Origin of the sequence: Roseburia sp. OM03-7AC (assembly GCF_003462625.1) — a bacterium.
Classification (GTDB): Bacteria; Bacillota; Clostridia; order Lachnospirales; family Lachnospiraceae; genus Roseburia_C; species Roseburia_C amylophila.
In genome coordinates this window covers 459081-484884 of sequence record NZ_QTZJ01000001.1, presented here as the reverse complement: position 1 = coordinate 484884, position 25804 = coordinate 459081, and the positions used below count along the sequence as shown (strand labels likewise).

The following is a 25804-nucleotide window of genomic DNA, read 5'->3' as shown; positions in this document are numbered from 1 at the left end:
TCTTATCCTTCCTTTAATGCCTGTAATTCTGACTCCGTCAATGGGCGATACGCTCCTGTTGCCAGAGTTTCATCCAGCTTTAAGCTTCCCATGGAAAGCCGTTTTAAATAAATGACCTTTTTTCCTGTTTTTTCAAACATCCGCTTAATCTGATGATATTTTCCTTCGGTAATAGTAACTTCAATTTCTGATTCTGAATCACTTTTTAAAATCACAAGTTCAGCAGGCTTTGTGAGGTTTTTCTCTCCGATATCAAGACCCTTCCGAAAAGCCGCAACATCTTCAGCAGTCACTTTTCCTTCTATTCTGGCATAATAAGTTTTTGTCACATGTTTCTTCGGAGATAAAAGCTCATGAGCCAACGCACCGTCATTGGTGATAAGGAGCAGCCCTTCCGTATCCTTATCCAGTCTGCCTACCGGAAACAAATCTTTTCTTACAGCATCTTCTATGAAGGAAACTACAGTCGGAAAATGCTTATCTTCCGTGGCACTGACACAGCCGGCAGGCTTATTTAGCATATAATATTCCCACTGGGAATAATTAACCTTTTCGCCTTCGAGGTTAACAATATCCTTTTCCGGTGAAATCTTATATTCCGGACGTTTGATGATTTCTCCATTTACGGTAACACGTCCCTTGGAAATATATGTTTTCACCTGACTCCTGCTTCCCTTGCCCATTTCTGTTAAAAATTTATCTAATCTCAAATCTTTCATTCTGATACGTTCCTTTACTACTCTGATTTGGCAGATACCGCGATAACTCCAGAAGCTCGCAAAGCGTGTTTCTTATAATTCAAATTCTAATTTAAATCTTAATATTGATAATGTAATATTTTCTTCTCCTGATAGAGATATTGCAGGATGGAATAGGAATTTACACTAAACTCCCGTTTATTTTCATCATTTAAATAAATTCCAAAATGAAGATGCACATCAAAATTACCTGCGGTTCCTTCTGTCTTAGAATATCCGGTATCTCCCATAAATGCAATCAGCTCTCCGGCATGAACCTCGTCTCCGATGGAAAGTCCCTCTGCATAATCCGACAGATGTGCATAGTAGAAATATGCTCCATGAGGACTCCGGATTCCGATACGGTAACCCCCAAGTTCCAGCCAGCCCATCTGCTCTATGGTTCCATCGCAGACACTGATTACCGGGTAATTTCCCCGCTCATTGATATCTGCCATAATATCACAGCCTTCATGTCCTCTGTCTCCACCATAAGTACGGCTCTGCATCCAGGTGTCTCCAAAAGTTACTTTTTTCTCTTCGTCCCAGATGGTATCCGGAACCGGGAAATAGACAATGTCAGACCAGATACTGTCTAAATAGGCTTCCTGCTTTTCAATTTCTTCTTTATGAAAATGCAGCAATCTTTTGTATACATCTTTCAGCTCGTTTTTTTCTGTTAAATCTGAAGCATAATATGCCAGAAGATACCGGGTAAATGTCATATCTTCCTGAGCCTCACCTTCTTCAGACTCATATTTTCTGAATTTTAACACCGTTTCCGGAGAGACTTCCTGATTCCGAAGTTTCTGAAAGAACTCCTGTTGTTCAAATGCTATATAAAAGGCTGCCCGCTTTTGAATCTGCTGTAACAGGCTGCAGTCTATGACAACCAGCAAAAAAAAGAGAATAATGACACAAATTTTCTTCTTCATAATAATCCGCATAAAAGTTATTTTATACAATATATTGAACTATGAAAAAAACTATTTCTCTTCTGATTCTTTTTTTGTGCTTAATATTATTATTTTTGCATCCAATGCTTACGGTATCTGCCGCAGCAAATGGCCTTATGCTCTGGTATCAGAATATTCTGCCTGCATTGCTTCCTTTTGCCATTCTATCCAATATTCTGATTTCATCCGGAGTTTTTTATCATATTTCAGGAATCCTCTATCCATTCATCCATCTCCTGATTCCCTGCAGCAGAAATGCCTGTTTTCCACTTCTGTCAGGATTTCTATTTGGTTTTCCTATGGGAAGCCGTATCTGTGCCCAAATGTTAGAGGAAAATCAATTATCAAAGGAAGAAGCAACCATTCTCTTTGCAATCTGTAACAATATCAGTCCTATGTTTATCGCAAGCTACATTGTTCATGACACGCTTCGGCAGGACAGTCTTTTATTGCCAACATTTGGGATTCTCTATCTGCCGCCACTGATTCTCTGCCGCATTCTTTATGCCCTTCAACGAAAAAGTCTAACGCAAAAAGAAACGGCACCACGATTAAAATTAAACTTTTCAATCATAGATGCCGGTATCATGAACGGTTTTGAAATTCTTTGTAAACTCGGTGGATATATCATGCTCTTTTCTATTCTTTTAGAACAAATTATCTTTTATGTGCCACAAAAGCTCTTACAATTACCACTTTGTATTCCATTAGAAGTTACAAATGGAATCCGGCAGATTTCTGAAGAAGCTTTCTCGCCGCAGCTTGCTTATGCGTTGATTTTAAGTCTTACCGCTTTTGGCGGATTATGCGGCTTCGCCCAGACCTATTCCATGGTTGCATGCCAGAAGCTCTCCATGAAATATTATCTGCTGGTCCGAATCAGTCTTGCATTCTGTGCTTTTCTTCTGGGGTACATGATATATCCGGCAGGATAAATATATATTACTCTTCCGGAGTCTCATTTGCCGGAGCTTCCTGTGTGGCAGGCTCTGCTGTTGTTTCCTGTTTTGCCTGTCCGGAAGAAGCCTCTTCTTCCTCTGGAAGCAGTTCATTCCGGTTTGCCGTCACAACATCCAGACAGCCCTGAAGGGTGTGAATCAGATTATCATATCTTGCCTGTGAACCTTCAATGGCATGACTTAAAATTTCTTCAATATTCTTAAGACTGCTGTCCGTATACTGAATTGCACCCATACGGATATTATTGGCATCATTGGTTGCTTTATCAAGAATCTCCTGTGCCTGCTTGGTAGCAATCATAACAACCTCATTTGCCTGGGCATAAGCCTGTTGCATAATCTGGTGTTCACTGACAAGCTCGCTGGTCTGTACCTGTGCCTGAGCAATGATGGCATCTGCTTTTGCCTGGGCATCTGCCAGAATAGCTTCTTTGTTGCTGATAATCTTCTGATAACGCTTGATTTCTTCCGGCGTTTTCATTTTTAATTCCGTCAGGAGTTCTTCTAACTCATCCTTATTAACAACAATTTTTGTACTGGATAATGGCTGATATTTGCAATTATCAATATATTCTTCGATTTCTTCTATGATTTGTTCCATTCTGCTACTCATCGTCCACACTCCTTATTTTTTGATATTATATTTATCATAAATCCGCTCTATAAACTGTGGTGGGACAAAATGAGAAATATCGCCACCATAAGAAGCATATTCCTTTACAATTGTAGAGCTGAGATAGGAATATTTTACATTCGTTGTAAGAAATACCGTATCTATCTTTGGATTTACACGATGGTTCGACTGTGCAATCTGAAGTTCATATTCAAAGTCCGTTACCGCACGCAATCCTCTGACGATAATGGTTGCATCAATTTTTTCCATAAAGTCAACTAAAAGACCATCAAAAGAAGCAACTGTTACATTCGGCATATCTTTTGTTATCTCTTTTAACATACTAACACGTTCATCTAAAGAAAACAACGAGTTTTTTGCACTGTTATTTAAAACTCCCACAACCAGCTCGTCCACTATTTTCGAAGCACGTTCAATCATGTCAACATGACCATTTGTGACCGGGTCAAAGCTGCCCGGATAGATTGCTTTTTTCATCATAGGTTATTCCTTTCTGGATATAAAGGCATGTAAATTTGTCTTATATTTTTTGCATTTATCAAGTGTAAAACCAAGCTCCTCAAGATACTCAAAACCAGTCTTTAGGGACGCTTCTACAATAATTACCGTATCTTCATCTACCAGGGTCGATTTAGAAAGCAGCATCAGCACATCCTTTTCCAGTTCCTGATTGTAAGGCGGATCCATGAAAATAATCTGGAATGTCCCTTTTCCTTCCAGACTCCGGATAGCTGCCATGACATCCATCTGCAGTAAACGGCACTGGTCATTAAATTTGGTAAAGTTAATATTATCCTGTATACATGCTGCTGCTTTTTTTCCACTTTCCACAAAAACAGCTTCTTTCGCTCCACGACTGACAGCTTCCAATCCAATCTGTCCGCTTCCTGCAAACAAATCTAAGAACCGGCAGTCCGCAATCTCATATTGCAGCATATTAAAAAGTGTTTCTTTAATACGGTCTGTTGTCGGTCTTGTGTCTATTCCTTCAATTGTTTTCAATGGAAGGCTTCTTCCTTTTCCGGCTATTATTCTCATCAAAATCCCTCTTTTATCAGTAAATCATTCAGTTCCTGCAATGCCGTCTCCACCGCATGCATACGCACTTCACTACGGTCTCCGGAAAATACATAACGTATAACTTTCACAAAATCATTAATTTTATAACCAATGTATACCAGTCCTACCGGGAACTTTTCACTTCCACCGCCTGGACCTGCAATACCGGTTACTGAGATTCCGACATTCGTACCGGCAACTTTTGTTACGCCACGAACCATTTCTTCTGCTACTTCTTTACTTACTGCAGTGTGTTTCTGTAAGGTTTCTTCCGATACACCTAGTACTTTATGCTTTACCGCATCCGAGTATGTGATATAAGATTCTTCCAGCACATCCGAAGCACCCGGCACATTAATCAAAGTTGCGGCTACAAGTCCTCCGGTACAGGATTCTGCGGCAGCAATGGATAAATGATTCTCCGTCAGCCTTTTTACAATTTTATCTTCCAGATTTTCCTGTCTTTTTTCCATGGGAATCCTCTTTATTTCTGTTCTTTTAAAACAGCTCTGTTTTTCCAGAGATAATCAATTAGAGATACAACCGTTAATACCAGTGCAATATAAGTAAGTACGGTTCCTAATAACTGGAAGTAACAGTTATCAAAATTAAGAATCAATACAATGACCATAAGCATCTGGAATGTGGTCTTAAATTTGCCCCAGTAGCTGGCTGCAATTACAACGCCGTTATCAGCTGCTACCAGACGGAAACCACTGATGATAAACTCACGGCTGATAATTACGATTACAATCCAGGCTGCAAGCTGTCCGGTTTCAATCAGGCAGATCATTGCGGCACATACCAGCAGTTTATCCGCAAGCGGGTCCATAAATTTGCCGAAATCTGTCACAAGATTATACTTTCTTGCAATCTTCCCATCCAAAAGGTCTGTAAGACTTGCTACAATAAAGATTGCTACAGCAATATAATTTGCATAACCCGGACAAATCGGTGCCAACATAAACACTACAAAAAACGGAATCAAAATTACTCTGAAAATTGTTAATTTGTTTGGTAAATTCATGCTAATTCTCCTATCAAATCATATTCATAAGCTCCGGTTACTTTTACTTTGGCAAAGTCTCCGGTCATTAAGTTTTCCTCTGTATTTACAAAAATATATCCGTCAATAGATGGCGCATCACGGTAGGTTCTTCCTACATAAGCATTCTCATCTGCAACTTTTCCTTCGATAAAAGCATAAAGTTCACGGTCAACCATATCTTCATTTTTCTCAAAAATAATTTCTTCCTGAAGCTCCATGACTTCCTGTTGCCACAGTTTTTTCGTCTCTTCCGGAATCTGATTTTCCATCTCAGCTGCTTTCGTTCCTTCTTCCGGAGAATAGGTAAATGCGCCCAGACGGTCAAATTTCATTTCCTGTACGAATTCCAACAGCTCTTTATGCTGCTCTTCTGTCTCTCCCGGGAAGCCACAAATTAAAGTGGTCCGGAGCGTAATATCCGGAATTTCTTCCCGCAGATGATGAATAATACGAACAAGGTCATCCTTATTGGTCTTTCTTCCCATTCTCTTTAATACATCTGAATTTGCATGCTGAATCGGAATATCCAGATAATGGCAGACTTTATCATTTCGTTTGATTGCTTCAATCAGTTCATCATCAATTTCTTCCGGATAACAGTAAAGAATACGAATCCAGTACAATCCCGGAATCTTGTTTAATTCATCCAAAAGCCGGTGCAGGGATTTTTTTCCATAGAGGTCAATTCCGTAAAGGGTGGTCTCCTGGGCTACCAGAATCAGCTCCTTTACACCGCCCTCTACCAGTTCTCTGGCTGTTGCTACCAGTTCTTCGATCGGAATACTGCGGTAGTTACCTCTGATATATGGAATGATGCAGTAAGTACAGCGTTTGTTACAGCCTTCTGCAATTTTTAAATGGGCATAATGTCCACCGGTGGTAACACATCGTTTGGTATGCAAGGTCGGAAGTCCTTCCAGTGAATTTAAATTGGTATAATGTTTTCCTGCCATAACTTCTTTCACAGCAGAAACAATATTATCATAGGAATTAGTTCCAAGAATTGCATCTACTTCCGGTATTTCTTCCTCAATCTCACTCCGGTAACGCTGGGCAAGGCACCCGGTTACAATCAATGCCTTTGCATGTCCGGTTTTCTTATATTCTGCCATTTCAAGTATTGTGTTAATACTCTCTTCTTTGGCATCATTGATAAAACAACAGGTATTAATTACTATCACATCTGCCTGCGTTTCATCATCAATAATGGTATATCCGGCATCACGGATCATACCAAGCATATATTCTGAATCTACCAGATTCTTATCACAACCCAGTGATACAAAGAAAATATTCATTCATTCCTCCGTAACAGGAAAAAGTCCTGTATATATTTTTCTCTTACATGATGAAAGGGTTACCAAACCATGTTGGCAACCCCGCTATGCTACTCGTTATCTTCTGAAACAGCATCTTCTCCCATGATTTTTACCTTTCCGGTATAAAGCTCTTCTACTGCGATAGAAAGTGGTTTCTTTCCTTTGGCATTTTCAACCAATGGTTCATCTCCACCGATAATCTGTCTTGCTCTCTTTGCAGTAGCAATTACAATAGAATATCTGCTGTTTACGACCGGTTCTTCTCCGATTTCAACGTCGTTATTTACGACCTTCATTAACTCAACATAAGATGGATGTATCATAATTTATTCTCCTTTCGAAAAGCACTTCAGCTCTTCTCTGATTTTATTGATGAAATTTATATTACGTGATGCACAATCATGCTCGTTCTCAATGATGCTGTGGATATTCTCCACACATGCAGGGACGGTATCGTTCACCACAATGTAATCATACTGATTCATAAACTCTGCTTCCTGGGATGCTCTGCTTAATCTTGCATTGATGGTTGCCATATCTTCAGTTCCACGATTCACCAGGCGGTTCTTTAATTCATCCGCATCCGGTGGTGTTACAAAGATTAAGATGGTGTCCGGGAAACGTTTCTTTACGTCAAGTGCTCCCTGAATCTCTATCTCAAGAATTACATCTTTTCCAGCCTCTAACTGTTCATCTACATAGGCTTTTGGTGTACCATAATAATTTCCTACATAACAGGCATGCTCAATTAACGCATTGTCTGCTATCATCTGTTCAAATTCTTCTTTGGTACGAAAGAAATAATCAACACCATCCACTTCTCCTAGTCTCGGATTTCTCGTGGTAGCTGAAACAGATAATGCATACGTATCCTTATACTCTGCCATCAGAGCTTTCATCACAGTGCCTTTGCCGGCACCGGAGAAACCGGATACTACGGTTAATATACCTTTTCTTTTCATTTACTATTCCTCACTCAGTTTATTTCCACTAATCTCGTTAAATCTGCCAGTCAGTGTATCCGGCTGTAACGCAGAAAGAACGATATATCCGGCGTTGGTAATAATCACCGCACGGGTACGTCTTCCCTGGGTTGCATCCACCACGCACTCTTCTTCTTTGGCTTTCTGAATCATGCGCTTGGCAGGTGCAGAATCCGGCTGAATCACAGCAACAATCTTATCTGTATTTACTACATTTCCAAATCCAATATTCATAAGTGCTGCCATTTTTCACCATTCCATTCTTACTACAGGGTTTACGGAAATCATTTATTCAATATTCTGAATCTGTTCGCGGACTTTTTCAATATCCGTTTTCAGATTAATACCGGTATCTGAAATTGCAAGATCACTTGCCTTGGAAAGAATCGTATTTGCTTCCCGGTTCATCTCCTGAGCAATGAAGTCAAGCTTCCTTCCAACGGTTCCACCGCCTGTTAAAGCAGCTTTCATCGCTTCAATATGGCTCTTTAAGCGGACAGTTTCTTCATCCACACATATTTTATCAGCAAATATTGTAACCTCCGTTGCAATTCTTGCATCATCCATCTGCTTATCTTCTAAAATTTCTTTTACCTTGGTTTCTAATCGCTCACGGTATTCTTTCATAACGATTGGAGAACGTTCTTCGATAAAGTCCACATAGCCAATCATTTCATCTAATTTATTCAGAAGGTCAGTTTTTAAATTCTCGCCTTCTTTTTCTCTGGTTTCAACAAATGCCTCACATGCATTACGCAATGTCTTCTCAAGAAGTGCCCAAAGTTCTTCTTCGTCATTATCCTGTTCTTCCATTATAAAAACATCCGGATAACGTGACAATGTGCTGACACGGATATCATTTTCCAGCTGGAAATGCTCTGCCATCTGCTGTAAATATTTTAAATATTCGCCAGCAAGTTCTTCGTTGTATTTCAGTGAGAAGTTGGCTTCGTTGAAATCTTCACAGGTAATGAAGATATCTACTTTTCCACGCTGTATGTATTCTTTGATTAAGTTACGCACGGCACTTTCAAAGAAACTTAATTTTTTAGGAAGCTTAACATTTACATCCAGATAGCGGTGATTTACTGATTTAATCTCTACCGTTATCTTACGGTTGTCTTCCTCTATCTCACACCTGCCGAAGCCGGTCATACTTTTAATCATAGCTGCCTCCTAATGCATAGATATATGTATTATAGTAGAATTTTCTTTATTAGTCAAATTCAAAATGCCGTATTTATTGAAATTTTAGAAAGATTTCTTTATAATAAAATCCTGTAAAAGAATCTATTCTTTCCAAAGGAGGTCATATTATATGGCGCTAGACGGAATTACCGTAGCTGCACTTACTGCAGAATTAAATCAGACAATCTTAAATGGACGAATCAGCAAAATAGCCCAGCCTGAGGCAGACGAGCTGCTGCTTACCATAAAGGCACCATCCGGCCAGTACCGGCTTTCTTTAAGCGCCAGTGCTTCCCTGCCTTATATCTATCTTACAGCTCAGAATAAAGTCAGTCCCATGACTGCACCGAATTTCTGCATGGTATTACGAAAACATATTGCCAACGGCCGGATTATTGCCATCAGTCAGCCCGGATTAGAACGAATCATCCGGATTACGGTCGAGCATTTGGATGAAATGGGTGACCTGAAAAAGAAAAACCTGATTATAGAATTAATGGGGAAATACAGCAATATTATTTTCTGTGATGAAAACGAACGCATTATTGACAGCATCAAACGGGTTCCATCCCAGATGAGTTCCGTCCGTGAAGTTCTGCCGGGAAGAGAATATTTTATCCCGGAGACCCAGAACAAGCGGAATCCCCTTGACTGTTCCTATGAACAGTTCTGTGAAAAGGCGTCTTCTCTTCCACTGCCACTTGCCAAAGCACTTACTTCTGCTTTTACCGGAATCAGTGGACAGGTTGCAGCAGAAATCTGTTACCGTGCTTCTTTAGATGCAGATACACCGATTAATACCTTAGAAGAAGACGCACTGCTGCACCTTTATCATAATTTCAGCTGGCTGATGGAGGATGTCGGAAACGCCAACTTCAAGCCATGTATTCTTTATAAAGGAGAAGAACCGACAGAATATGCTGCCATCTTACCAACCCGCTATGAACATACGGAAGGCTATCACATTGAACCGGCAGATTCTATTTCCGCCGTATTAGAACAATTTTATGCCAGCCGCAGCCTCTACACCCGTATGCGTCAAAAATCTGTGGATTTGCGTAAAATTGTATCCACTCACTTAGAGCGAAGCAGCAAAAAACTGGATTTACAGTTAAAACAGTTAAAAGATACGGAAAAACGTGATAAATTTAAAGTATACGGCGAATTATTAAATACCTACGGCTATCAGGTTACCGAAGGAGCCAAATCAGTAGAGGTGCCAAATTACTATACCGGTGAAATGCTTACCATTCCTCTGGATGAAACACTTTCTCCACTGGACAATGCAAAAAAATATTTTGCCCGGTACAATAAATTAAAGCGTACCTTTGAAGCATTAAATACCCAGACCGAAGAAACCAAGGCAGAAATAGCACACTTACAGACCATTCAGGCTGCGCTTGCCATTGCAGAATCCGAAGACGACCTTGCCCAGATCCGGGACGAGCTGGAAACCTATGGCTATATCCGCAGGAAAATGAGCGGTAAGAAAAAACAAAAATCCAAAAGTAAACCATTCCATTATCGTTCCAGTGATGGCTTTGATATTTATGTTGGAAAAAATAATTTCCAGAATGACGAACTTACTTTCAAGGTTGCCAACGGAAATGACTGGTGGTTCCACGCCAAAGGAATGCCCGGCTCCCATGTTATTGTAAAAACCGAAGGCAGGGAGCTGCCGGATCGGACTTTTGAAGAGGCCGGCAGACTGGCAGGCTACTATTCTTCCGGCCGTGATAACGAAAAAATTGAAATCGATTATTTACAGCGTAAAAATGTAAAGAAACCAAACGGTGCTGTTGCCGGTTATGTCATTTACTATACGAATTATTCCCTGACAATTCACCCGGACATTTCCGGCATCGAAAAAATTTCAGAATAATTTAGTCACACATTTTTACTTCTTCCATATTATGAAGTGTAAGATAAATTTTGGAGGATTTGAAAATGAGTGATTTAGCTGCTACTGGCTGCGGATGTGGATGTAACGAAGGAAATAACTGCTGTTCTTTAATCTGGATTATCCTGTTACTCTCCTGCTGCGGCAACAATGGATTTGGAGGATGTGGCAATGGATGCGGCAACGACAGCTGTATCTGGATTATTTTACTGTTGCTCTTCTGTGGTGGCTGTGGTGACAGCTTCGGATTTAACAACAACGGTTGTGGATGCTAATTCGTCTGCAAAGCGGGGGCCTCTCAACGAGGTCCCTTTTTCACTTTACAGGAAATTGTTTTCCTGTAAAGCAAAAAAATGCTCCGCGAGGATGCGCACTGCGGCGTATAAGGTAGATGTCGCAAGCGACCGCCGCAGGCACAAGAATGTGTCAAGACACATTCTTTGTTCTGTCATATCTTTGACCGCCTTTTTCCGGTGCGGTCAGTTTCTTCTTTTCCGTTTCTTTTTTCTTCATACATTCTTCATCTATTTCATATACTTCATTTCCGTCAATGATTAATTTTCCCATGCTGGCATCAAATCCTTTCCTGTTTCTATAAAAAGGTTCTACATTTTATTATATGCGTCAAAGTTATATTTTCCGCTGTTCCATCATAATTTAAAAGAAAAAGGATTATTTTATGGATTCTGAGTATAAACCAACCTTCTTTGACTCGCAGTTACAAAACCACCAGTTACAGATTATGAAAACCATGATTCCATATCTTTCCGCCGGTCAGCAGCGTCCCTTTGCGCTTCTCATCAAATATATGGAACTACAAAAAACAGCCCAGCTTTTTTCCAATGACACGCTTACGATTCAGGAAGTCAGCAGCCATTCTCCCCAGGAGCGGATGTTTCAGATGCTTACCGATATCAGCGAACAGTGTACACCCGGCGAGAAAGAAAATATTGAAAACTTTTTAAATATGTATCAGATGCTGTCTGCTTATGATACCCTGTTTTCCTGATTTCATCACTTTATCATTTGTTATTTTATGGTTCCCTGTCAACTTGTTAAGAACGGAGGATTTTATGAATTTAGACTTTTTGAAAGGCAATCCTGCCTTAAATGATATTTCACCGGAAAAGCTGCAGTTTCTTATGGATTTTGCTTCTAATAATACTGATACAAAGGATGCCAAATCCATGGCTTCCACGGTCATGAACGCCGCCAATAATGCCAAACAAAACGGTATGACATTTTCGAATACTGAAACAACTTTATTAATTGAATTATTAAAGCAGAATATGTCCGAAGCAGAACGTGTAAAAGCAGATAAAATGCTGCAGATGATGCAGATGTTACAGAAAAAGAAAAAATAGTCTCTTATAACGCAAGCGAGGATATGCAAAATGCACATCCTCGTTTTTTGAAATATTTATTTCTGAACAATATTTATATCTACTTGAGAATGTTGGTTTTACGCTGTTTTTCGCTATTTATCTTCTGATTTACTCTATTTTTACTCCAAATTTAAGCCAATATTTTCAGTTCAGCTACTTCTTCTTTTTTCTTCTCTTCTGAAACGTGAGTGTATAAATCGGTTGTCATTGCCAATATTGAGTGACCTAAGAGTTTCTGCACTACCTGTTGGTCTACTCCATTTTCATAACACCTTGTAGCGTATGTATTCGCTGATTCTCAAGATAAAACTTCAAGTGCATTTTGTATGTTTTATCTGCTATTGCACTCTTCTGTTTTTGTTTTAAGTCTTTATAGCTTCTGTCGTTCCTCTGCATCTACAATTCCTCATCTGCCTTCTTTCTCCCGTGCCATCAAAAGCATTTTTTCAAAAGACTGAGCGAATCTTTCATCATCTTCCTCCGTCCGCTTCTTCGGTCCCTTGACATGACATTTACGGGAACTTCTTCTGGCTTTTTTACCCAGGTGACGTTCCATTAGCATCTGATCAATATTATCATCCGTGTACCATTTACCTGATTGATGAATAGCATAAGCACCTTTTCCCAATGCCATTGCAGCCACACCATAGTCCTGTGATACGACAATATCTCCTTTATGGCAGATACTAATCAGTTTATAATCTACTGCATCTGCTCCTGCACCGACAACAACAACTTTACTATAAGTCGATGACAGAACATGGTTTGTATCACACAACAACATTACCGGAACACTATTATCTTTTGCAATCTTTTCAATGATCGCAACCACTGGGCAGGCATCTGCATCAACAAATATTTGCATCTTTCTATTTCTCCTCTGAACCATTATAAGAATAAGCTCTGCTGTTCGTATTCTGCCTCTCGTTTTAGCTGAACCGGTACCTGATGCAGAATTTGCTCCATTTTCCTGTCATCGAACCAATCTTTCAGCTGTCCTTTTTCCAATATCAGCGGCATACGATCATGTACTTTTATCATAGATTCATTGGCTGCTGTAGTCATAATCACAAATCGTCGTTCATTCTCAAACCAATCACAGAAGCCAGCCATATACAATACTGGTGCATCATATCTGGAAAATGTATTTTTCTCTTTTAACCGATTCCATTCATAGAACCCACTTGCCGGTATCAAAATGCGGTGATAGAGGATTCCATTTCGAAAAGAAGGTTTGTCCATAACAGATTCTGCTCTTGCATTTATAACCAGATTCTTTCCTTGTGACAATGGATATCCCCACTTGCAAACATCCAGTTTCAATCCATGTTCTGATTTTTCAATGATCGGTGCTACATTGGTTGGAAAGATATCTCCTGCAAAATGTTCCTGCCGGATCCGTTGGTCTATATCATGCACTACTTTTTCGATTTCATCTGCCATATCAGAATCAATATAATATCTACCACACATAATACTTCCTTCACTTATAGATTCTATTTCATCAAATATACATCATTTATTTCTAGGCACTTTAAACTCAGTTAATCTATAATTTTGAATCCACCCCATACATTCTTCACCATCTTCATTCTCCCAAATTATCTGTCGCCACTTTTTATATTTATCTATAATTCTAACAACTTTCCCTTCCTCAAGCTTTTCAATTACAATCGAATGGCAGTCATGCTTCAGTCGTACAATAGATTCTCTATTAACGATTCTATATTTAGTCGTATTTAGCTCCTTCGCATCATATCCCATTCCAACGATGTAATAATTATTGACTTGTTGTGTATAATTGTAATTATTTATCGTTGTTGCTGAAGAATTCGTAACTCCCAAAACAACTGATATAATCGTAATAATAAAGTTCAGCCATTCTCGTATTTCTTTAACATCTATCGTTCGTTTTTCTTCTATTGGCAAATTCTGCTTCTCTTTATTTATCGAAAGATTCGTTGCTCTTTCATATTCCGATGCAATAGTTTCTGACACCGTATCAATATCCCATTCTTCGGATTCTGAGAAAACTTGATCGGTAACTCTTCCCAATAAATTTATATGAGGCTTCTGGCATAATGGTGGAAGCCTAACACCATAAATTAACAACACCATATTGAAAAAACACTTGTGTCCTTTAATGTATTAACTGCGAAGAAAAACACAAAAGGAGTATTCACAAGTGGCTTCAGTTAATACATTATGCAAAAGTGTCCTTAATGTCAAGAACACAGTTATAAAAAATTGTAATCTTTACTCTGATAAGAATGGAGTTAAACATATTCGTATCCAAGCAAGACCTAATAAATGGCACGAGAACGACTGCCCATTCTGCCATAAATCATGCCCTGTTTATGATAAACATTCCAGTAGTATAATGCCGAGATATTACGAAGATAACTCGTAGAAAATGCAAAGTCCAGTCGCAAGTTTAGACACGATATTGCTCTTAACAGTCGTATAAAATCAACATTTGCAGGGATTTATCAAATTCCGACATACCGTCTTAGAAAATGAATAATCCCTCGCAATTCATTATGAACTACGAGGGACTGCTTACTGACTGTTAAAGCGGTAGCCGATCTCACGAACACTATCTATGGAAAAGTGAGAGTTTGTATCACAAAGTTTTTTACGAAGATTCCGAATGTGAAAGCCTACGGTATCCTTTTCATTGCCTACTGATATTTCGCCCCACACCTTATCATAAATCTGCTCGTATGTAAGAACACGACCTTTATTGGCTGCGAGCAAGCAGAGTATATCGTACTCTTTGACGGTCAGTTCAATTTCCTGACCGTTATTGATAACTCTGCGCCGGCTCAAATTGATTTCTAAGCCGGAAAGGGATAATGTCGGCTCATATGAAATCTCTAATTTTTCAAAATCAGGGTGCTGTTTTACAAAAGCCAGCATATCGTCAAAGGCTGTTGAGTCTTGTGCTTTGAACTCCATTATTACGATTCGTCCGATATTATCACCCCCCTTGGTTAGTTTTTTTGTCTTGGACAACATAAGATTTATTGCGTGAGATAATACGATTCATCAATCGTTTTCAGAATAAAATTCACATCGTCATAACGAGAGGAATCGGACTGAGAGCCTAAACTGCATATCAAAAACTCTTTTCCGTGCTGCTGATAAAGCACAATCAAGTTATAGTCGTCAGACAGAGAGCCAGTCTTAATTCCGCATACATTTTCGTTGTAATATTCGGATGTCGGATCAAGGAAGGCGTTTGTATTCTGCCATATTTGTGTACTGCCATCAGGCAGTGTTGCCGTATAAGTGTTTTGAGATACAATTTCTCTAAACCACGAGTATTCCAACAACCGATATACTACTTCTTTCAAATCTAAAGTGGTGGTAAGTGCCTCCATATCAAAACCACTCGGATCATATAAAACTGTGTCTAAGTACCCCTGCTGTTGCAAATGCAGGTTTAAGTTCTCCATGAAAATCCTCACACGCTCTTGACAGCTTTCTGCTTGCGGCGAAAGTAATCCTCCACAATAATCAGCAACCACATAAGCTGCGTCATTCCCTGACGGTACTAACATTGCCGCAAATAGATTGTGTAAAAAGTATTCTTTTTCCTTGATTTGAGCAACAGACGAGCCAGGTTTCGTGAGTGAAATAGCACCATAGTCTGCAACAACGATACTATCAAGGTCTGCTAAAGTTGACGCATACTCAATAACAAACAGCTTGGCTAAACTTGCAGGAATTTGTGGCTCGTTCTCGTTTTTTGAAACAAATATTTCATCATCAGAACAATCCACCAAAATCAGCGATTTTGCATTATAAGAGTCAGGAAAATCTTCTTTGTAGAGAAAACCATTTATTTTATTCTTTACCTCTCTGAAATTTTCCGGCTGCATTGCCCACGGCACAAACATTATACCTATGCCGATACAAACTACAAGCAAAAACAAAAATACTCCAAATCGTTTTTTCTTACGGCGTTTTCTCTGCATATATGTGCTCACCTCCCAACACCAAAACTCCTATGTGCCATTTTTAATCGGCATAATTTGCCTGAATACACTCTGTAAATCCAGACGGATCTCCCAACTTAGCTTTATCAATATTATCACGAAGATATTTGCGTGTGGCGTCATCACAGCGATCTGTTCCCATATAAGGCATATCAAAGGCTTTTTCGAGTTCAGCTAAGGCTTTTGCCGCCCTTTCCGAATCCGTATTGTAAGTATCAAGCCATTCCTGCATCCAAGAATATTCCCAAAGGTTAGATGCTCTTGTATCGCCATATCCTATCTGAAAAGACGCTCCCGTATCTTCGCCTTCCAAAGCATCAGGCGGCGTAAAGCCCTCCGGCCAATTCAAACTCTCAATGGTCGTTAGGTATTCTTCTTCAATGGTAGCAAAGTCCGTGAAACCTCTTGTGTTTGTGTCGGAGTCCGAAGAAGTGGAGCAGCCTGCCAGCATAATCACCAGCAAAGAAATCATAACACACAATAACAGTCTGTACGGTCTTTCGGATTTTGAGATTGTTCGTTTCATTTTGTTTCCTCCTTGAATTGAGTTTTATTATCTAAGAGCCAATGCAGGCTCTAATTTTGCTGCTTTCAATGCTGGTAATAATCCGCCCAATAATGCTGTAAGCACAGACACAGCAACTGCAACAACAGCAACGCTGATTGGATAACTCGGTGTTCCCACCGGGGAATCCACAGGGAGCAACGCTCCAATACAATGCACCAAAATCAGCGAAATCAAAATAGCTGCAAAGCAAACGAATATTGATAAAATCAACTGTGAGCCTAAAACCAATGCCACAATATTTGTTCGTGAAGCACCTATCGCTCTGCGGATCAGCAACTCATGTGTGCGCTGTTCCAATGAAGATAGTCCGATATTGATCTGCCCTAATACGGAAACAAACAGCAACAAAAGCGAAGTAACCAAAAGCCCTAATTGCAGTATGGACAATACCGAATCATAGGTATCTCCAATATCACTCCGCCCAGCACTTTCCCAGTAACCGCCAATGGTATCAGTCAAAATGTCGCCAAGGGCAGAATGTATCTGTTCGATTGTCAGTCCTGTTGTGGGATGCCAATACACATTTGCATTTTGTACTTGCCACATTGCTGGTGCGAAATTGAGGATCGCCGCAGAATCCGCATAGATAGTCGGAAAATCCCTGCCATCGTTTACTACTCCGACAATATTGAATGGGGTTAACGAAAGTGTGCTTTTTACATTTCCTGCAGCATAGGGCGAATCATTAAAATAGTTTTTAGCTTCTTTGTTTATGACCACTTCAAGCGATCCGCCCTCACTCGAAGGCTCTAACCATCTACCGGATGTCATTGGAAGATTATAGACTTGACTATATGCCTCCGTGGTGCAAACTAAATCAAAAGCCATCAGGTTTTGGTAAACATCATTCGGCGGTATTGGCGTTAAATCTTTCATTGGTGCAAATCGAATATCTTCTCCCATAGAAAAAGTAACAGCGGCTACATCATCAATGGCTTCAAATCTCTGGAATAATTGTTCCATTTTATTTCTATCGTGAAAATCGGATTCCGTTATCACGAATGAGTAAGTAGGTGACCAGCCATATACCTGTGCGTTTACGGAAATCAAATACTCCCGTCCAAGCGTACCAACTAATACCGATCCAAGCATTGCGATAATGCCTACAAGCATTGAAACACTTGTCAGAATACTTCTAAGTGGAGACAGACGAAGGTCTTTAAGTATCATTTTTAGCACAAGTTATCCTCCCTCCATCCATTTCAAAAATCGTATCACAGGTATCTGCAATATCAGGATCGTGCGTAACCAACAGCAGCATAATTCCATTTTCTTTTACGACGCTGTGCAACAGTTCCATAATCTGCGTTCCCGTCTTTTTATCCAACGCTCCCGTAGGCTCATCACATAAAATGGCTTCCGGAGATACTGCAAGCGCCCTTGCGATTGCAACTCTTTGTTGTTCACCGCCGGACAAATTGATTGGGTAATCATTTTCCTTGCTTTCTAAGCCGACACTTTTTAGCAAGCCTGTAATTATCTCGTGACGCTGTTTGGCGGTAAACGACTTTTTGGCATAGAGTAGTGGTAATTCGATATTTTCCCATACCCGCAAGTGCTTAATCAGAGAGTAGTTCTGAAATACAAATCCGATATTATTGGCTCGCAGTATAGACAGATCACGGTCTTTCAAAGCAGAAATAGATATACCATCATAAAGGTACTCGCCCTCATATTCCCGATTTAACAAGCCAATAATGGATATAAGGCTTGTTTTGCCTGAGCCGGACTTTCCGACAATGGCATAACTGCGCCCTCGTTGCAATTCCATATTAGCGTTGGTTACTGTTGTCAGCATATCGCCATTATTCAATTTGACGCTTGCTTTCAAATCCTTTATTTTGATTAAAGTCTTTTCGGAAATTCCTTTCATTTTATCAAATCCCCCTCGGATCAAGGTTTGGCGGAGTAGCAGAAACTACATCGCCCTCCTCTAAGCCGGACAGTATTTCTATATTGGCTCCGTCTGTCACACCCAATGTCACTTTTGTTTCCACTCTTTCTCCATTCGGAGTAATTACAGTAACCAATCCCGTCCCTTGTCTACCCGCTATTACCGACAGCGGCAATATAAGGACATCATTTCTCGTTGTCGCCGTTATGACTACCGTTGCACTTTGCCCCGATTTCACATCGACTGTTTGACTGATCAAGCATTGCAGAATGCCCTCTTGCGGCACGATTCCCGTAAACGCATTTTCATCTGCGGCAGGCGACACCACGGCAATCATATCGGTTGGTCCTACACCATCATATACTTGAAATTTTGCTTTCAACTCTGCATACTCCGGTAAGGTACTCAAAAAATTATCTGCCTCTACATTGAGGGCAAATCCTGTATAATGCACTATCGCTACGGGATAATTACTCGGTACGCTTTCATTGGATGGGGCAATAGAGGTAATTGTACCATCCACCGGAGATTTCAATTCTTTGCCGTTCACAGTTCCAATAATTTGCCCGGCAGTGATTTTTTCTTCTAATTCTACCGCTGTATTAAATATGCCATTTTCGGGTGAGAAAATAATAAACGGTACTGCCGGAACAATAGTCGTTTGCGTTGAAACGGTTGGAGTAATTGTCCCTCGTACAACTGATACCGTTTTTTCTGCGGATGTTGCGCTATCTGTAAGATTGTTTTCGTCTGTCTGCCCAATTGCAGAGCAGGCAGATAGCGTAAATACAAGAAACAAAATAGAACATAGCAGCATTTGTTTTCTTAGCAACTTCATCATTCCTCCTTATGCTGTATCACAAAAAATACGAGCCTCTATCTTGATACTTTTATTGTACCAAAACAGAAGCCCGTATTTTCTTGATTGCTCGTAAGATATTCCTCTTTTTTTCTATGCAAATTCTTACAATTTTCCTACGCCAACGGCAAAGTAATTGAAAACTTGTTTTGATCCTCTTGGCTCTCTGCAACGATTGTACCATTGTGTAGTTCAACAATCTGCTTTGCAATCGCCAAACCTAATCCAGCTCCTCCACTGCTTGTACTTCTCGCTGCGTCAAGCCGATAAAACTGCTCGAAAATCCTGTTTAACTTTTCTTCCGGCAGAGTATCGCCGTGGTTACAAAAAATAATGCTGACCGTATCTTCCTGACATTGTGCGCTGATCGTGATATCCGTATTTTCAAAACTGTAGATAACCGCATTTCTCAAAAGGTTATCAAAAACACGCTGAATTTTGTCTGCGTCACATCGAAGCATTATATCATCATCAACACAAAGATTACATTGCAAATTCTTTGATTTGAGCATAGGCTTAAATTCATATACAAGTTGCTCCAGCAGGCGAGTTAAATTGATTTTCGTGTATTGTAATGTAATATCGTATATATTGAATCGTGTTATCTCGAAAAACTCGTTAATCAGATCCTCTAACCGTTCTGCCTTACCAAGAGTGATTGAAAGGTACTTTTCTCGAAGTTCCTTTGAGATTTGCGACTCATCACGCAGTAAAGTAAGATACCCGATTACAGAAGAAAGCGGTGTTTTCAAATCGTGTGCAAGATACATAATCAGGTCATTTTTTCGCTGCTCATTTTCTTTTGCAAGCCTTGCATTACTTTCAGCCTCTTGTTTTAACTGATTGATGTTAGCGGCGATTTCACTCAACTCCGGGGACATTTCAATGTAACTGACATTCTGATCGAACATTTTTCCTGTCGCAGCCTGTACCTCGTACACATAGGCGACTACTTTTTTCAAAAGTAGGTATGTCATGTATATAATACAGCCACCCCACACGATTACAGCCACTATATAAAGATATACTGTTCTGTAATACAAGTAATAATACAAAACATACTTGCGGAGAATTTCCTCTGCCATAATTCCTAAAAGAAAAGTACCGCCAAAAATAAGCACAGAGCAAATCGCACATTGAATTACATACCCTTTGAACAAGGTAGAGAGCAGATAGTTTTTTTCTTTTTTATTCAATTTCATACCCTACCCCCCAAACAGTTTTAATGAACTTCGGATTTTTTGAAGGTTCATTCAATTTTTCCCGAAGCCGCCCAATGTGCGCCATTACCGTATTGTTACTGTTGCGAAGATACTTTTCTTTCCACACGGCTTCAAATAATTCCTCCGAGGCGACAACTTTACCCTGATGTTCGCACAGATACCACAGAATAGAAAACTCCAACGGAGTCAAGGCTATTTCTTTGCCATACAAGTAGCACTTGTGGCTGACTCTGTTTATCAGTAGACCTCTGATGTCATACTCGTCTTTTTCTTCGGATTGGCTCAAATTAGGACTGTTATAGCTCTGATAACGCCTTAATTGCGTCTTTACTCTTGCCACAACCTCTAAAGGATTAAACGGTTTCGTTATATAATCATCCGCACCAATCGTAAGCCCCATAATCTTGTCGCTATCCTCAATTTTGGCGGTAAGCATAATAATAGGGAAGTAAAACTTTTCCCGAATTTTTTGGCAAAGTCGAAAACCATCAATATCCGGCAGCATAATATCAAGTATCGCTAAATCAATCTGCGACTGTTTGATACATTTCATCGCCTCTAACCCATTATAACATTTATATACTGAATAACCATCGTTACTCAAATACACTTCAAGCAGATCAACGATTTCTTTTTCGTCATCCACAATTAAAATCTTCTTGTTCATTGATCCTACACCTCATTTTCGGGTACGGCTTCCATTATGTCGCCAAAATCACACTCTAAGTATTCGCATATATTCAACAGCACGGGAAGGGTAACATTTTCATTTTTTCCGAGTTTCGCAAATGTACTTTTGCTTGCCCCGACCGCTTCTCGTAATTGACTCTTTTTCATTCCCTTGTCAATCAGAAGTTTCCAAAGTTTGTTGTACCGTACTTTCATTTCCGCACCTCCACCCAAATATAGTTTGTATTATAGCACTTTGAGAGTGAAATCGCAATTATTAAGTCTGTATTTTGAGACTTTTAGTTTTCAAACCGGCACAATATCTTTCTGATATGTAATCCAACCGCCTGCAAAATGCAGGCGGCTTATGTATTTTAATAGGCAGGTGCGCCGTAGCCAAGAATCTCGTAATAACCGATAGAATACTCATTGACTCGGCAACTGTCGCCGGAGTTGCCCTCGACCGTATAAACCTTGCCGTTTTCGACCTTTTGAACAATACCCGTATGGTCGGATAATCCATCCTGACCACTTTCGTCTGCCCAATCGAAGAAAATAATCATTCCGGGGGCAGGCTCGGCGCTGCCATCCAGCCATTGTCCACGATCCTTAAACCATTGTACTCCGTTGACACAGCCTGCATATTTTGGGATAACTCCAGCGTCGATATAGCCGCACTCGTTGGCACACCAAGATACAAAGCAAGCACACCATTCTACACGGGAGTTAAAACCGTACCACGACCAATACGGCTGACCGCCCACATTGCCAACCAGAGAGAGTGCAACGGTCACGATCTGTCCGTCGCCGCCTGTAATGCCGTAAAGCACCTGTGACCAAAGGTAATTGTTTTCATCTGCAAGCAGTTCAGCGAGGTAGCCTTTCTGTTCTTCGTTAAAACCATATTGCGCCGCCATTTCCTCGGCAGTCTTGTGGCTGACGGTAATATACAGATAGGTTTGTGTGACCGTGCTTTCAGTTTCCACGATATTACCGTGTCCGTCATCGGTTTCGGTAATAACTGTTTCGGTCTTGCTCTCTGTTCGGGAAGATATTTGATTCATCTCCCAAAAGATGTCTTTTAAGAGTTGCTTTTTGCCATCGTCCATTGTGGCAACCTCTTGGGGGTTATCTTGATCCGTATTCGTTTTTACAGAGTAAACGGCAAGCACCTCTTTCCAAACGGCTCTGCTGCCACTCATTTCAAGAACATCATAGGATACCGAGTTCTTTTCCTCTTGCAGCTTGGTATCGTATTCGGTATTGATTTCCTGCACAACGGTCTGCATACTCATTCCAGTGCCGGAATCTTCGTCTGAGAAGAAAATGCCAAATACTGAGCCGAGGATCATACCAATCAGGCAAATCACGATAATAACCAAAACCGCCACCCAGCCGCCTGCGGCGATAGCGGCAATCAAGGCTTTCGTTCCGGCAATAATCGCTTTAATGGCAAGTGCGGTCGCTTTGGCAATCGCCTTTACCGTAACCACGGCGGCTTTTGCCGCAGCCCTTGCCGCTTGTGCTGCTCTCTGTGCAGTTTTAACCGTAATGATTGAATCCACCTAAAAATCCTGGATTGCTATGCCCCCGCTTATGCCCCTTGTCATCATAATGGTTTAAACCGCCAAAGAATCCTGGTCGACTCTCACCTACTTTATGCCCGTTATTGTCATAATGATTCATACCACCAAAAAAGGAAGGCGAACTATGTCCGATTTTCTTTCCATTTGCATCATAGTCGTTCATACCACCAAAGAATCCTGGTCTGCTCTCGCCTACTTTTTTCCGTTTGCATCATAATGGTTTATGGATCCAAAGAATCCTGGTCTGCTATATCCTTTTTTACTCATAATGTCATCCTCCTGACTCTATTAGCCTCTTGTTTGATCTCAGAATAACACACTTTTCTCATTTGGAAGTCGCATAACAGGCGACATTCTTTTATCGCATTTACATTCATTATACCATTTATAATTCTTCCGACAATACGCAATAAAGCCGGAAGCCACGTTATCATCCATGACCTCCGACTCGTTCTGCTTATTCTACACTGTCCTTACACCCAAATCAACTCCTCTCTCCGTTTTATCTTTTCCCTGCTTTTCTTGAATAATCCTCTTATTGATCTCAAGCCGTTCATGAATGGATAATTTCTTATCTTTTCCATCTACCGCCTGCTTCTGCTGTGCCGGTTTTCTATCTGTTTTTCCTACATCCTTAACAACTTCATTCGCTTCGGTACTTGTTACCCTCTCATCTGCTCTTCCTTCATATCTTTCTGCTATCTGCTGTTCTCGTCTCTCCTTCACACCTTTTTCCTCCAGATTGCAAAAACTCTGCAGATACGGAAGCACATGATTCTGCATGTCTGTCAGATCTTCCATATACTTTTGGAACTCTTCACTTCCTTTGCCTTTCTGGTAATTGATCCAATACTCATGTCCGTCTGATTTCTTCTATTCCGACAGGCATACTATTTTTACAAGAGATTTTGAAAGTATTAACATGGTATTAACAACCGCCACAATTTACTATTATGGAATTGATACAAAAACCTATGAACCGAAAGTTACCAAACTTGCCTACTCAAAAACTGACGATTGCTTTTATATCGACAACGGAATACAAGACGCTCACATAAAAGCATTTGAAAAAGAGCAAATAAAAGAATCACTTTACTTAAAATATAACGCCCAATAACAAACAAGAGGACTTGCAAGGTTTCTAACCTTTCAAGTCCTCTGCTATATCATGGTACTGTTAGCCATGTCCGTTCCGTCAAGGACTGCCCTACGGCGTATCGGCTACGCCTTGTTCCTTGACCTCACTACATTTGCACAATCCGTTCTTCTGTCATTCCATACTATTCATCACTTTTTAAATGTTTGTTTGTAATAATTGGAATAACTTCTTCTGAATCATTTACAAACGCTAAAACTTCATTTACTATCTTAATCTTCCGATAACCACCTTTATGATAATGCAACATCTTATGATGATTTGAACAAACAACTATGAGATTATTAAGCCTATCCAAAGTTCCTTCTTCATCATATTCTTCAGACAGATTTTTTATATGATGTACTTCTACGTATTTTGTTCCATCTTGTTTTTCTATTGGCATTCTTTGCTCATTTGAACATAATTGGCATTCATAATCATATGCTCTTTTTAGTTTATCTATTAACTTATGATTTCGTTCTATCTTATTTTCTGATATTTCTTTTTTTCTGATTTCCTGCTCTTCCAAATCTATAATTTCATCAATTTCCTCTGTTAGTTCTTTTATCGTATTACTTTTTTTAGAACGAACATACCCTAATGACAAAATATACTCATCTATTGACATTTCATTCAACTTTGCTACATTATATATTGTTTGATAAATTTTGTCTTGTGAAGAAAAATATACGATATTGGGTGGCTCTATAATGTATTTACTTAACTCTTTCTTATACTTTATATTCTTATTTTCAGAAACATACTCATCAGCACGCCTTGATTTTTTATATCCATAAAAATCAAGAAATTCATCTAAATGCATTCCACAACGATGTGCATAATTTCGAATCCATTGATTTTCTGGTGATGAACTTAATTGTACAACACCATCAACCATATGTTCCTCAAAAAATTTGATTATTCTAGAATCTCTAATTGAATCCTTTTCTGTTAAACAACTTTCAAATCCAAGAAATTGAGCATATTCTTTTCCTTTCATATTTCTTTTATGAGCCGCTTTTTTAAAAAGCTGTTTAGAATCTCCATTTAGTAAAATACATTCCTTTTTCAAAATGCTATCCCGTTCACTACATTTCAGCACCTCATAGTCCATTTCATTATATATATTCATTTTTTCAACTATTGAAAGAGTTTTTAAATCCTCTGGAACAAATTCATCAAACATACATTTAACACATTTTTCATCAAAATATATTAAACATATTTTTCCATCCCTACTATTTTTAATAAGATACCGTCTTTGCTGTTTCTCATTCCAATAACTGAATTTGTGGTACATTAACATTTTTCTAAAAATTTTCTCATCATCTTCTGATAACATTTCCATAAACCAAGATGTATAATGCTTTATCCCATGAATTAACACTTTATTGACATTTGCTTTTGTACTCCATGTCATATCTGCTATTTCTTGATTTGTCATCTGATACTCGTAATATAATTTCTGTATTGCCTCCGAATCTAATTCCGAAGTAGTACCCCGATATTTTTCTGTATTTCCCATTACAATTTATCTCCCTACATAAACATATAACTATCTGAATAGATTTTACCATAATTGACAAGCAAAGTCACATTTCTATAAAAGGATTATAGCAAACAAGGATATGCAAAAATGCATATCCTTGTTTATTTGAAATATTTACTCCATTTTCTTTCAACTTTTACTCCAAATTT

The 25804-nt window shown here is 39.5% G+C and carries 34 protein-coding genes and 2 pseudogenes; 6 read left to right on the top strand and 30 right to left on the bottom strand.

Features of this window, described 5'->3' with window-relative positions:
* Positions 1 to 2: 2 nt before the first annotated feature.
* The gene (locus tag DXB39_RS02400) at positions 3 to 719 is read right to left on the bottom strand and encodes a pseudouridine synthase (RefSeq protein WP_117841078.1); all 717 of its coding nucleotides are present in this window, start codon (positions 717 to 719) and stop codon (positions 3 to 5) included.
* A gap of 98 nt (positions 720 to 817) precedes the next feature.
* The gene (locus tag DXB39_RS02395; RefSeq protein WP_242988780.1) at positions 818 to 1672 is read right to left on the bottom strand and encodes a M23 family metallopeptidase; all 855 of its coding nucleotides are present in this window, start codon (positions 1670 to 1672) and stop codon (positions 818 to 820) included.
* A 194-nt stretch (positions 1673 to 1866) separates the two neighbouring features.
* Here DXB39_RS02395 and DXB39_RS02390 point away from each other — a divergent pair, with 194 nt between their 5' ends.
* A complete protein-coding gene (locus tag DXB39_RS02390; RefSeq protein WP_330418310.1) occupies positions 1867 to 2628 on the top strand; it encodes a hypothetical protein in 762 nt (253 codons plus the stop codon).
* A gap of 7 nt (positions 2629 to 2635) precedes the next feature.
* Here the strand turns inward: DXB39_RS02390 and DXB39_RS02385 are convergent, their stop codons facing one another.
* The 10 genes from DXB39_RS02385 to DXB39_RS02340 form a co-directional block, all read right to left on the bottom strand.
* Complete coding sequence (locus tag DXB39_RS02385; RefSeq protein WP_117698635.1) at positions 2636 to 3265, bottom strand: ATPase; 630 nt, start codon at positions 3263 to 3265, stop codon at positions 2636 to 2638.
* A 12-nt stretch (positions 3266 to 3277) separates the two neighbouring features.
* Positions 3278 to 3763, bottom strand: a complete 486-nt coding sequence (gene coaD / locus DXB39_RS02380; protein WP_022243856.1) for a pantetheine-phosphate adenylyltransferase — start codon at positions 3761 to 3763, stop codon at positions 3278 to 3280.
* Positions 3764 to 3769: 6 nt separating this feature from the next.
* On the bottom strand, positions 3770 to 4324 hold the full coding sequence (gene rsmD / locus DXB39_RS02375; RefSeq protein WP_117841080.1) for a 16S rRNA (guanine(966)-N(2))-methyltransferase RsmD: 555 nt from the start codon (positions 4322 to 4324) through the stop codon (positions 3770 to 3772).
* Entirely contained in the window at positions 4324 to 4818 is a 495-nt protein-coding gene (locus DXB39_RS02370) for a CinA family protein (RefSeq protein WP_117698637.1), read from the bottom strand. The genes rsmD and DXB39_RS02370 overlap by 1 nt, the downstream gene beginning before the upstream one ends.
* An 11-nt stretch (positions 4819 to 4829) precedes the next feature.
* Positions 4830 to 5372, bottom strand: coding sequence for a CDP-diacylglycerol--glycerol-3-phosphate 3-phosphatidyltransferase (gene pgsA / locus DXB39_RS02365; protein ID WP_022243859.1), 543 nt, complete (start codon positions 5370 to 5372; stop codon positions 4830 to 4832).
* Positions 5369 to 6691, bottom strand: coding sequence for a 30S ribosomal protein S12 methylthiotransferase RimO (gene rimO, locus DXB39_RS02360; RefSeq protein WP_117841081.1), 1323 nt, complete (start codon positions 6689 to 6691; stop codon positions 5369 to 5371). The genes pgsA and rimO overlap by 4 nt, the downstream gene beginning before the upstream one ends.
* An 89-nt stretch (positions 6692 to 6780) precedes the next feature.
* Positions 6781 to 7035: a DNA-directed RNA polymerase subunit omega gene (gene rpoZ / locus DXB39_RS02355; RefSeq protein WP_022243861.1), complete on the bottom strand. Its 255-nt coding sequence runs from the start codon at positions 7033 to 7035 to the stop codon at positions 6781 to 6783.
* A gap of 3 nt (positions 7036 to 7038) precedes the next feature.
* Complete coding sequence (gene gmk, locus DXB39_RS02350) at positions 7039 to 7674, bottom strand: guanylate kinase (RefSeq protein WP_117841082.1); 636 nt, start codon at positions 7672 to 7674, stop codon at positions 7039 to 7041.
* 3 nt (positions 7675 to 7677) lie between these two features.
* Positions 7678 to 7941, bottom strand: coding sequence for a DUF370 domain-containing protein (locus DXB39_RS02345; RefSeq protein ID WP_117698639.1), 264 nt, complete (start codon positions 7939 to 7941; stop codon positions 7678 to 7680).
* Between the two features lie 42 nt (positions 7942 to 7983).
* Positions 7984 to 8862 (bottom strand): YicC/YloC family endoribonuclease, encoded by an 879-nt coding sequence (locus DXB39_RS02340; RefSeq protein WP_117698640.1) that lies wholly within the window; start codon positions 8860 to 8862, stop codon positions 7984 to 7986.
* 151 nt (positions 8863 to 9013) lie between these two features.
* On the opposite strand from DXB39_RS02340, the gene DXB39_RS02335 reads away from it, so the two are divergent.
* Entirely contained in the window at positions 9014 to 10765 is a 1752-nt protein-coding gene (locus tag DXB39_RS02335) for an Rqc2 family fibronectin-binding protein (protein WP_117841083.1), read from the top strand.
* A 65-nt stretch (positions 10766 to 10830) separates the two neighbouring features.
* Positions 10831 to 11058, top strand: a complete 228-nt coding sequence (locus DXB39_RS02330) for a hypothetical protein (protein ID WP_022243866.1) — start codon at positions 10831 to 10833, stop codon at positions 11056 to 11058.
* 151 nt (positions 11059 to 11209) lie between these two features.
* On the opposite strand, the gene DXB39_RS14875 is transcribed toward DXB39_RS02330, so the two are convergent.
* Positions 11210 to 11350: a hypothetical protein gene (locus DXB39_RS14875; RefSeq protein ID WP_197420807.1), complete on the bottom strand. Its 141-nt coding sequence runs from the start codon at positions 11348 to 11350 to the stop codon at positions 11210 to 11212.
* Between the two features lie 112 nt (positions 11351 to 11462).
* Between DXB39_RS14875 and DXB39_RS02325 the strand changes: the two genes are divergently transcribed.
* Complete coding sequence (locus DXB39_RS02325; protein ID WP_117841084.1) at positions 11463 to 11792, top strand: hypothetical protein; 330 nt, start codon at positions 11463 to 11465, stop codon at positions 11790 to 11792.
* 64 nt (positions 11793 to 11856) lie between these two features.
* A complete protein-coding gene (locus DXB39_RS02320; RefSeq protein ID WP_117698642.1) occupies positions 11857 to 12147 on the top strand; it encodes a hypothetical protein in 291 nt (96 codons plus the stop codon).
* Between the two features lie 151 nt (positions 12148 to 12298).
* Here DXB39_RS02320 and DXB39_RS15240 read toward each other — a convergent pair.
* The 16 genes and pseudogenes from DXB39_RS15240 to DXB39_RS02240 all read right to left on the bottom strand — a co-directional run.
* Positions 12299 to 12442 (bottom strand): annotated as a pseudogene (locus DXB39_RS15240) (tyrosine-type recombinase/integrase); the annotation flags it as partial.
* 132 nt (positions 12443 to 12574) lie between these two features.
* Positions 12575 to 13033: a YaiI/YqxD family protein gene (locus DXB39_RS02310; protein ID WP_117841085.1), complete on the bottom strand. Its 459-nt coding sequence runs from the start codon at positions 13031 to 13033 to the stop codon at positions 12575 to 12577.
* A gap of 23 nt (positions 13034 to 13056) precedes the next feature.
* Complete coding sequence (locus DXB39_RS02305; RefSeq protein ID WP_012744277.1) at positions 13057 to 13641, bottom strand: SOS response-associated peptidase; 585 nt, start codon at positions 13639 to 13641, stop codon at positions 13057 to 13059.
* A gap of 42 nt (positions 13642 to 13683) precedes the next feature.
* Positions 13684 to 14286 (bottom strand): hypothetical protein, encoded by a 603-nt coding sequence (locus DXB39_RS02300; protein ID WP_015514507.1) that lies wholly within the window; start codon positions 14284 to 14286, stop codon positions 13684 to 13686.
* Between the two features lie 441 nt (positions 14287 to 14727).
* Positions 14728 to 15186 (bottom strand): winged helix-turn-helix domain-containing protein, encoded by a 459-nt coding sequence (locus DXB39_RS02295; protein ID WP_117841086.1) that lies wholly within the window; start codon positions 15184 to 15186, stop codon positions 14728 to 14730.
* A gap of 5 nt (positions 15187 to 15191) precedes the next feature.
* Positions 15192 to 16148, bottom strand: coding sequence for a D-alanyl-D-alanine carboxypeptidase family protein (locus tag DXB39_RS02290; RefSeq protein WP_012744280.1), 957 nt, complete (start codon positions 16146 to 16148; stop codon positions 15192 to 15194).
* Positions 16149 to 16191: 43 nt separating this feature from the next.
* Entirely contained in the window at positions 16192 to 16695 is a 504-nt protein-coding gene (locus tag DXB39_RS02285; RefSeq protein ID WP_015514509.1) for a hypothetical protein, read from the bottom strand.
* A gap of 27 nt (positions 16696 to 16722) precedes the next feature.
* Positions 16723 to 17907, bottom strand: coding sequence for an ABC transporter permease (locus tag DXB39_RS02280; RefSeq protein ID WP_117456454.1), 1185 nt, complete (start codon positions 17905 to 17907; stop codon positions 16723 to 16725).
* Positions 17897 to 18610 carry an ABC transporter ATP-binding protein gene (locus DXB39_RS02275; protein WP_004853372.1) on the bottom strand — a complete coding sequence of 238 codons (714 nt, stop codon included), beginning with the start codon at positions 18608 to 18610 and terminating at the stop codon, positions 17897 to 17899. The genes DXB39_RS02280 and DXB39_RS02275 overlap by 11 nt, the downstream gene beginning before the upstream one ends.
* Before the next feature lie 4 nt (positions 18611 to 18614).
* Positions 18615 to 19469 carry a hypothetical protein gene (locus DXB39_RS02270; protein ID WP_226841040.1) on the bottom strand — a complete coding sequence of 285 codons (855 nt, stop codon included), beginning with the start codon at positions 19467 to 19469 and terminating at the stop codon, positions 18615 to 18617.
* Positions 19470 to 19606: 137 nt separating this feature from the next.
* Positions 19607 to 20692, bottom strand: coding sequence for a sensor histidine kinase (locus tag DXB39_RS02265; protein ID WP_008703821.1), 1086 nt, complete (start codon positions 20690 to 20692; stop codon positions 19607 to 19609).
* Positions 20679 to 21380 (bottom strand): VanR-ABDEGLN family response regulator transcription factor, encoded by a 702-nt coding sequence (vanR, locus tag DXB39_RS02260; RefSeq protein WP_004853366.1) that lies wholly within the window; start codon positions 21378 to 21380, stop codon positions 20679 to 20681. The genes DXB39_RS02265 and vanR overlap by 14 nt, the downstream gene beginning before the upstream one ends.
* 5 nt (positions 21381 to 21385) lie before the next feature.
* A complete protein-coding gene (locus DXB39_RS02255) occupies positions 21386 to 21598 on the bottom strand; it encodes a helix-turn-helix domain-containing protein (protein ID WP_008703822.1) in 213 nt (70 codons plus the stop codon).
* 158 nt (positions 21599 to 21756) lie between these two features.
* On the bottom strand, positions 21757 to 22947 hold the full coding sequence (locus tag DXB39_RS02250) for a CHAP domain-containing protein (RefSeq protein ID WP_008703824.1): 1191 nt from the start codon (positions 22945 to 22947) through the stop codon (positions 21757 to 21759).
* Positions 22925 to 23131, bottom strand: a complete 207-nt coding sequence (locus tag DXB39_RS02245; RefSeq protein ID WP_012744284.1) for a hypothetical protein — start codon at positions 23129 to 23131, stop codon at positions 22925 to 22927. Before DXB39_RS02245 ends, DXB39_RS02250 begins: the two co-directional genes overlap by 23 nt.
* A 299-nt stretch (positions 23132 to 23430) precedes the next feature.
* Positions 23431 to 23823, bottom strand: a pseudogene (locus DXB39_RS02240) (YodL domain-containing protein); the annotation flags it as partial.
* A gap of 67 nt (positions 23824 to 23890) precedes the next feature.
* Between DXB39_RS02240 and DXB39_RS02235 the strand changes: the two are divergent.
* Positions 23891 to 24085, top strand: a complete 195-nt coding sequence (locus DXB39_RS02235; protein WP_242986196.1) for a hypothetical protein — start codon at positions 23891 to 23893, stop codon at positions 24083 to 24085.
* Positions 24086 to 24248: 163 nt separating this feature from the next.
* On the opposite strand, the gene DXB39_RS02230 is transcribed toward DXB39_RS02235, so the two are convergent.
* On the bottom strand, positions 24249 to 25631 hold the full coding sequence (locus tag DXB39_RS02230; RefSeq protein ID WP_117841087.1) for an HNH endonuclease: 1383 nt from the start codon (positions 25629 to 25631) through the stop codon (positions 24249 to 24251).
* Between the last annotated feature and the right edge of the window lie 173 nt (positions 25632 to 25804).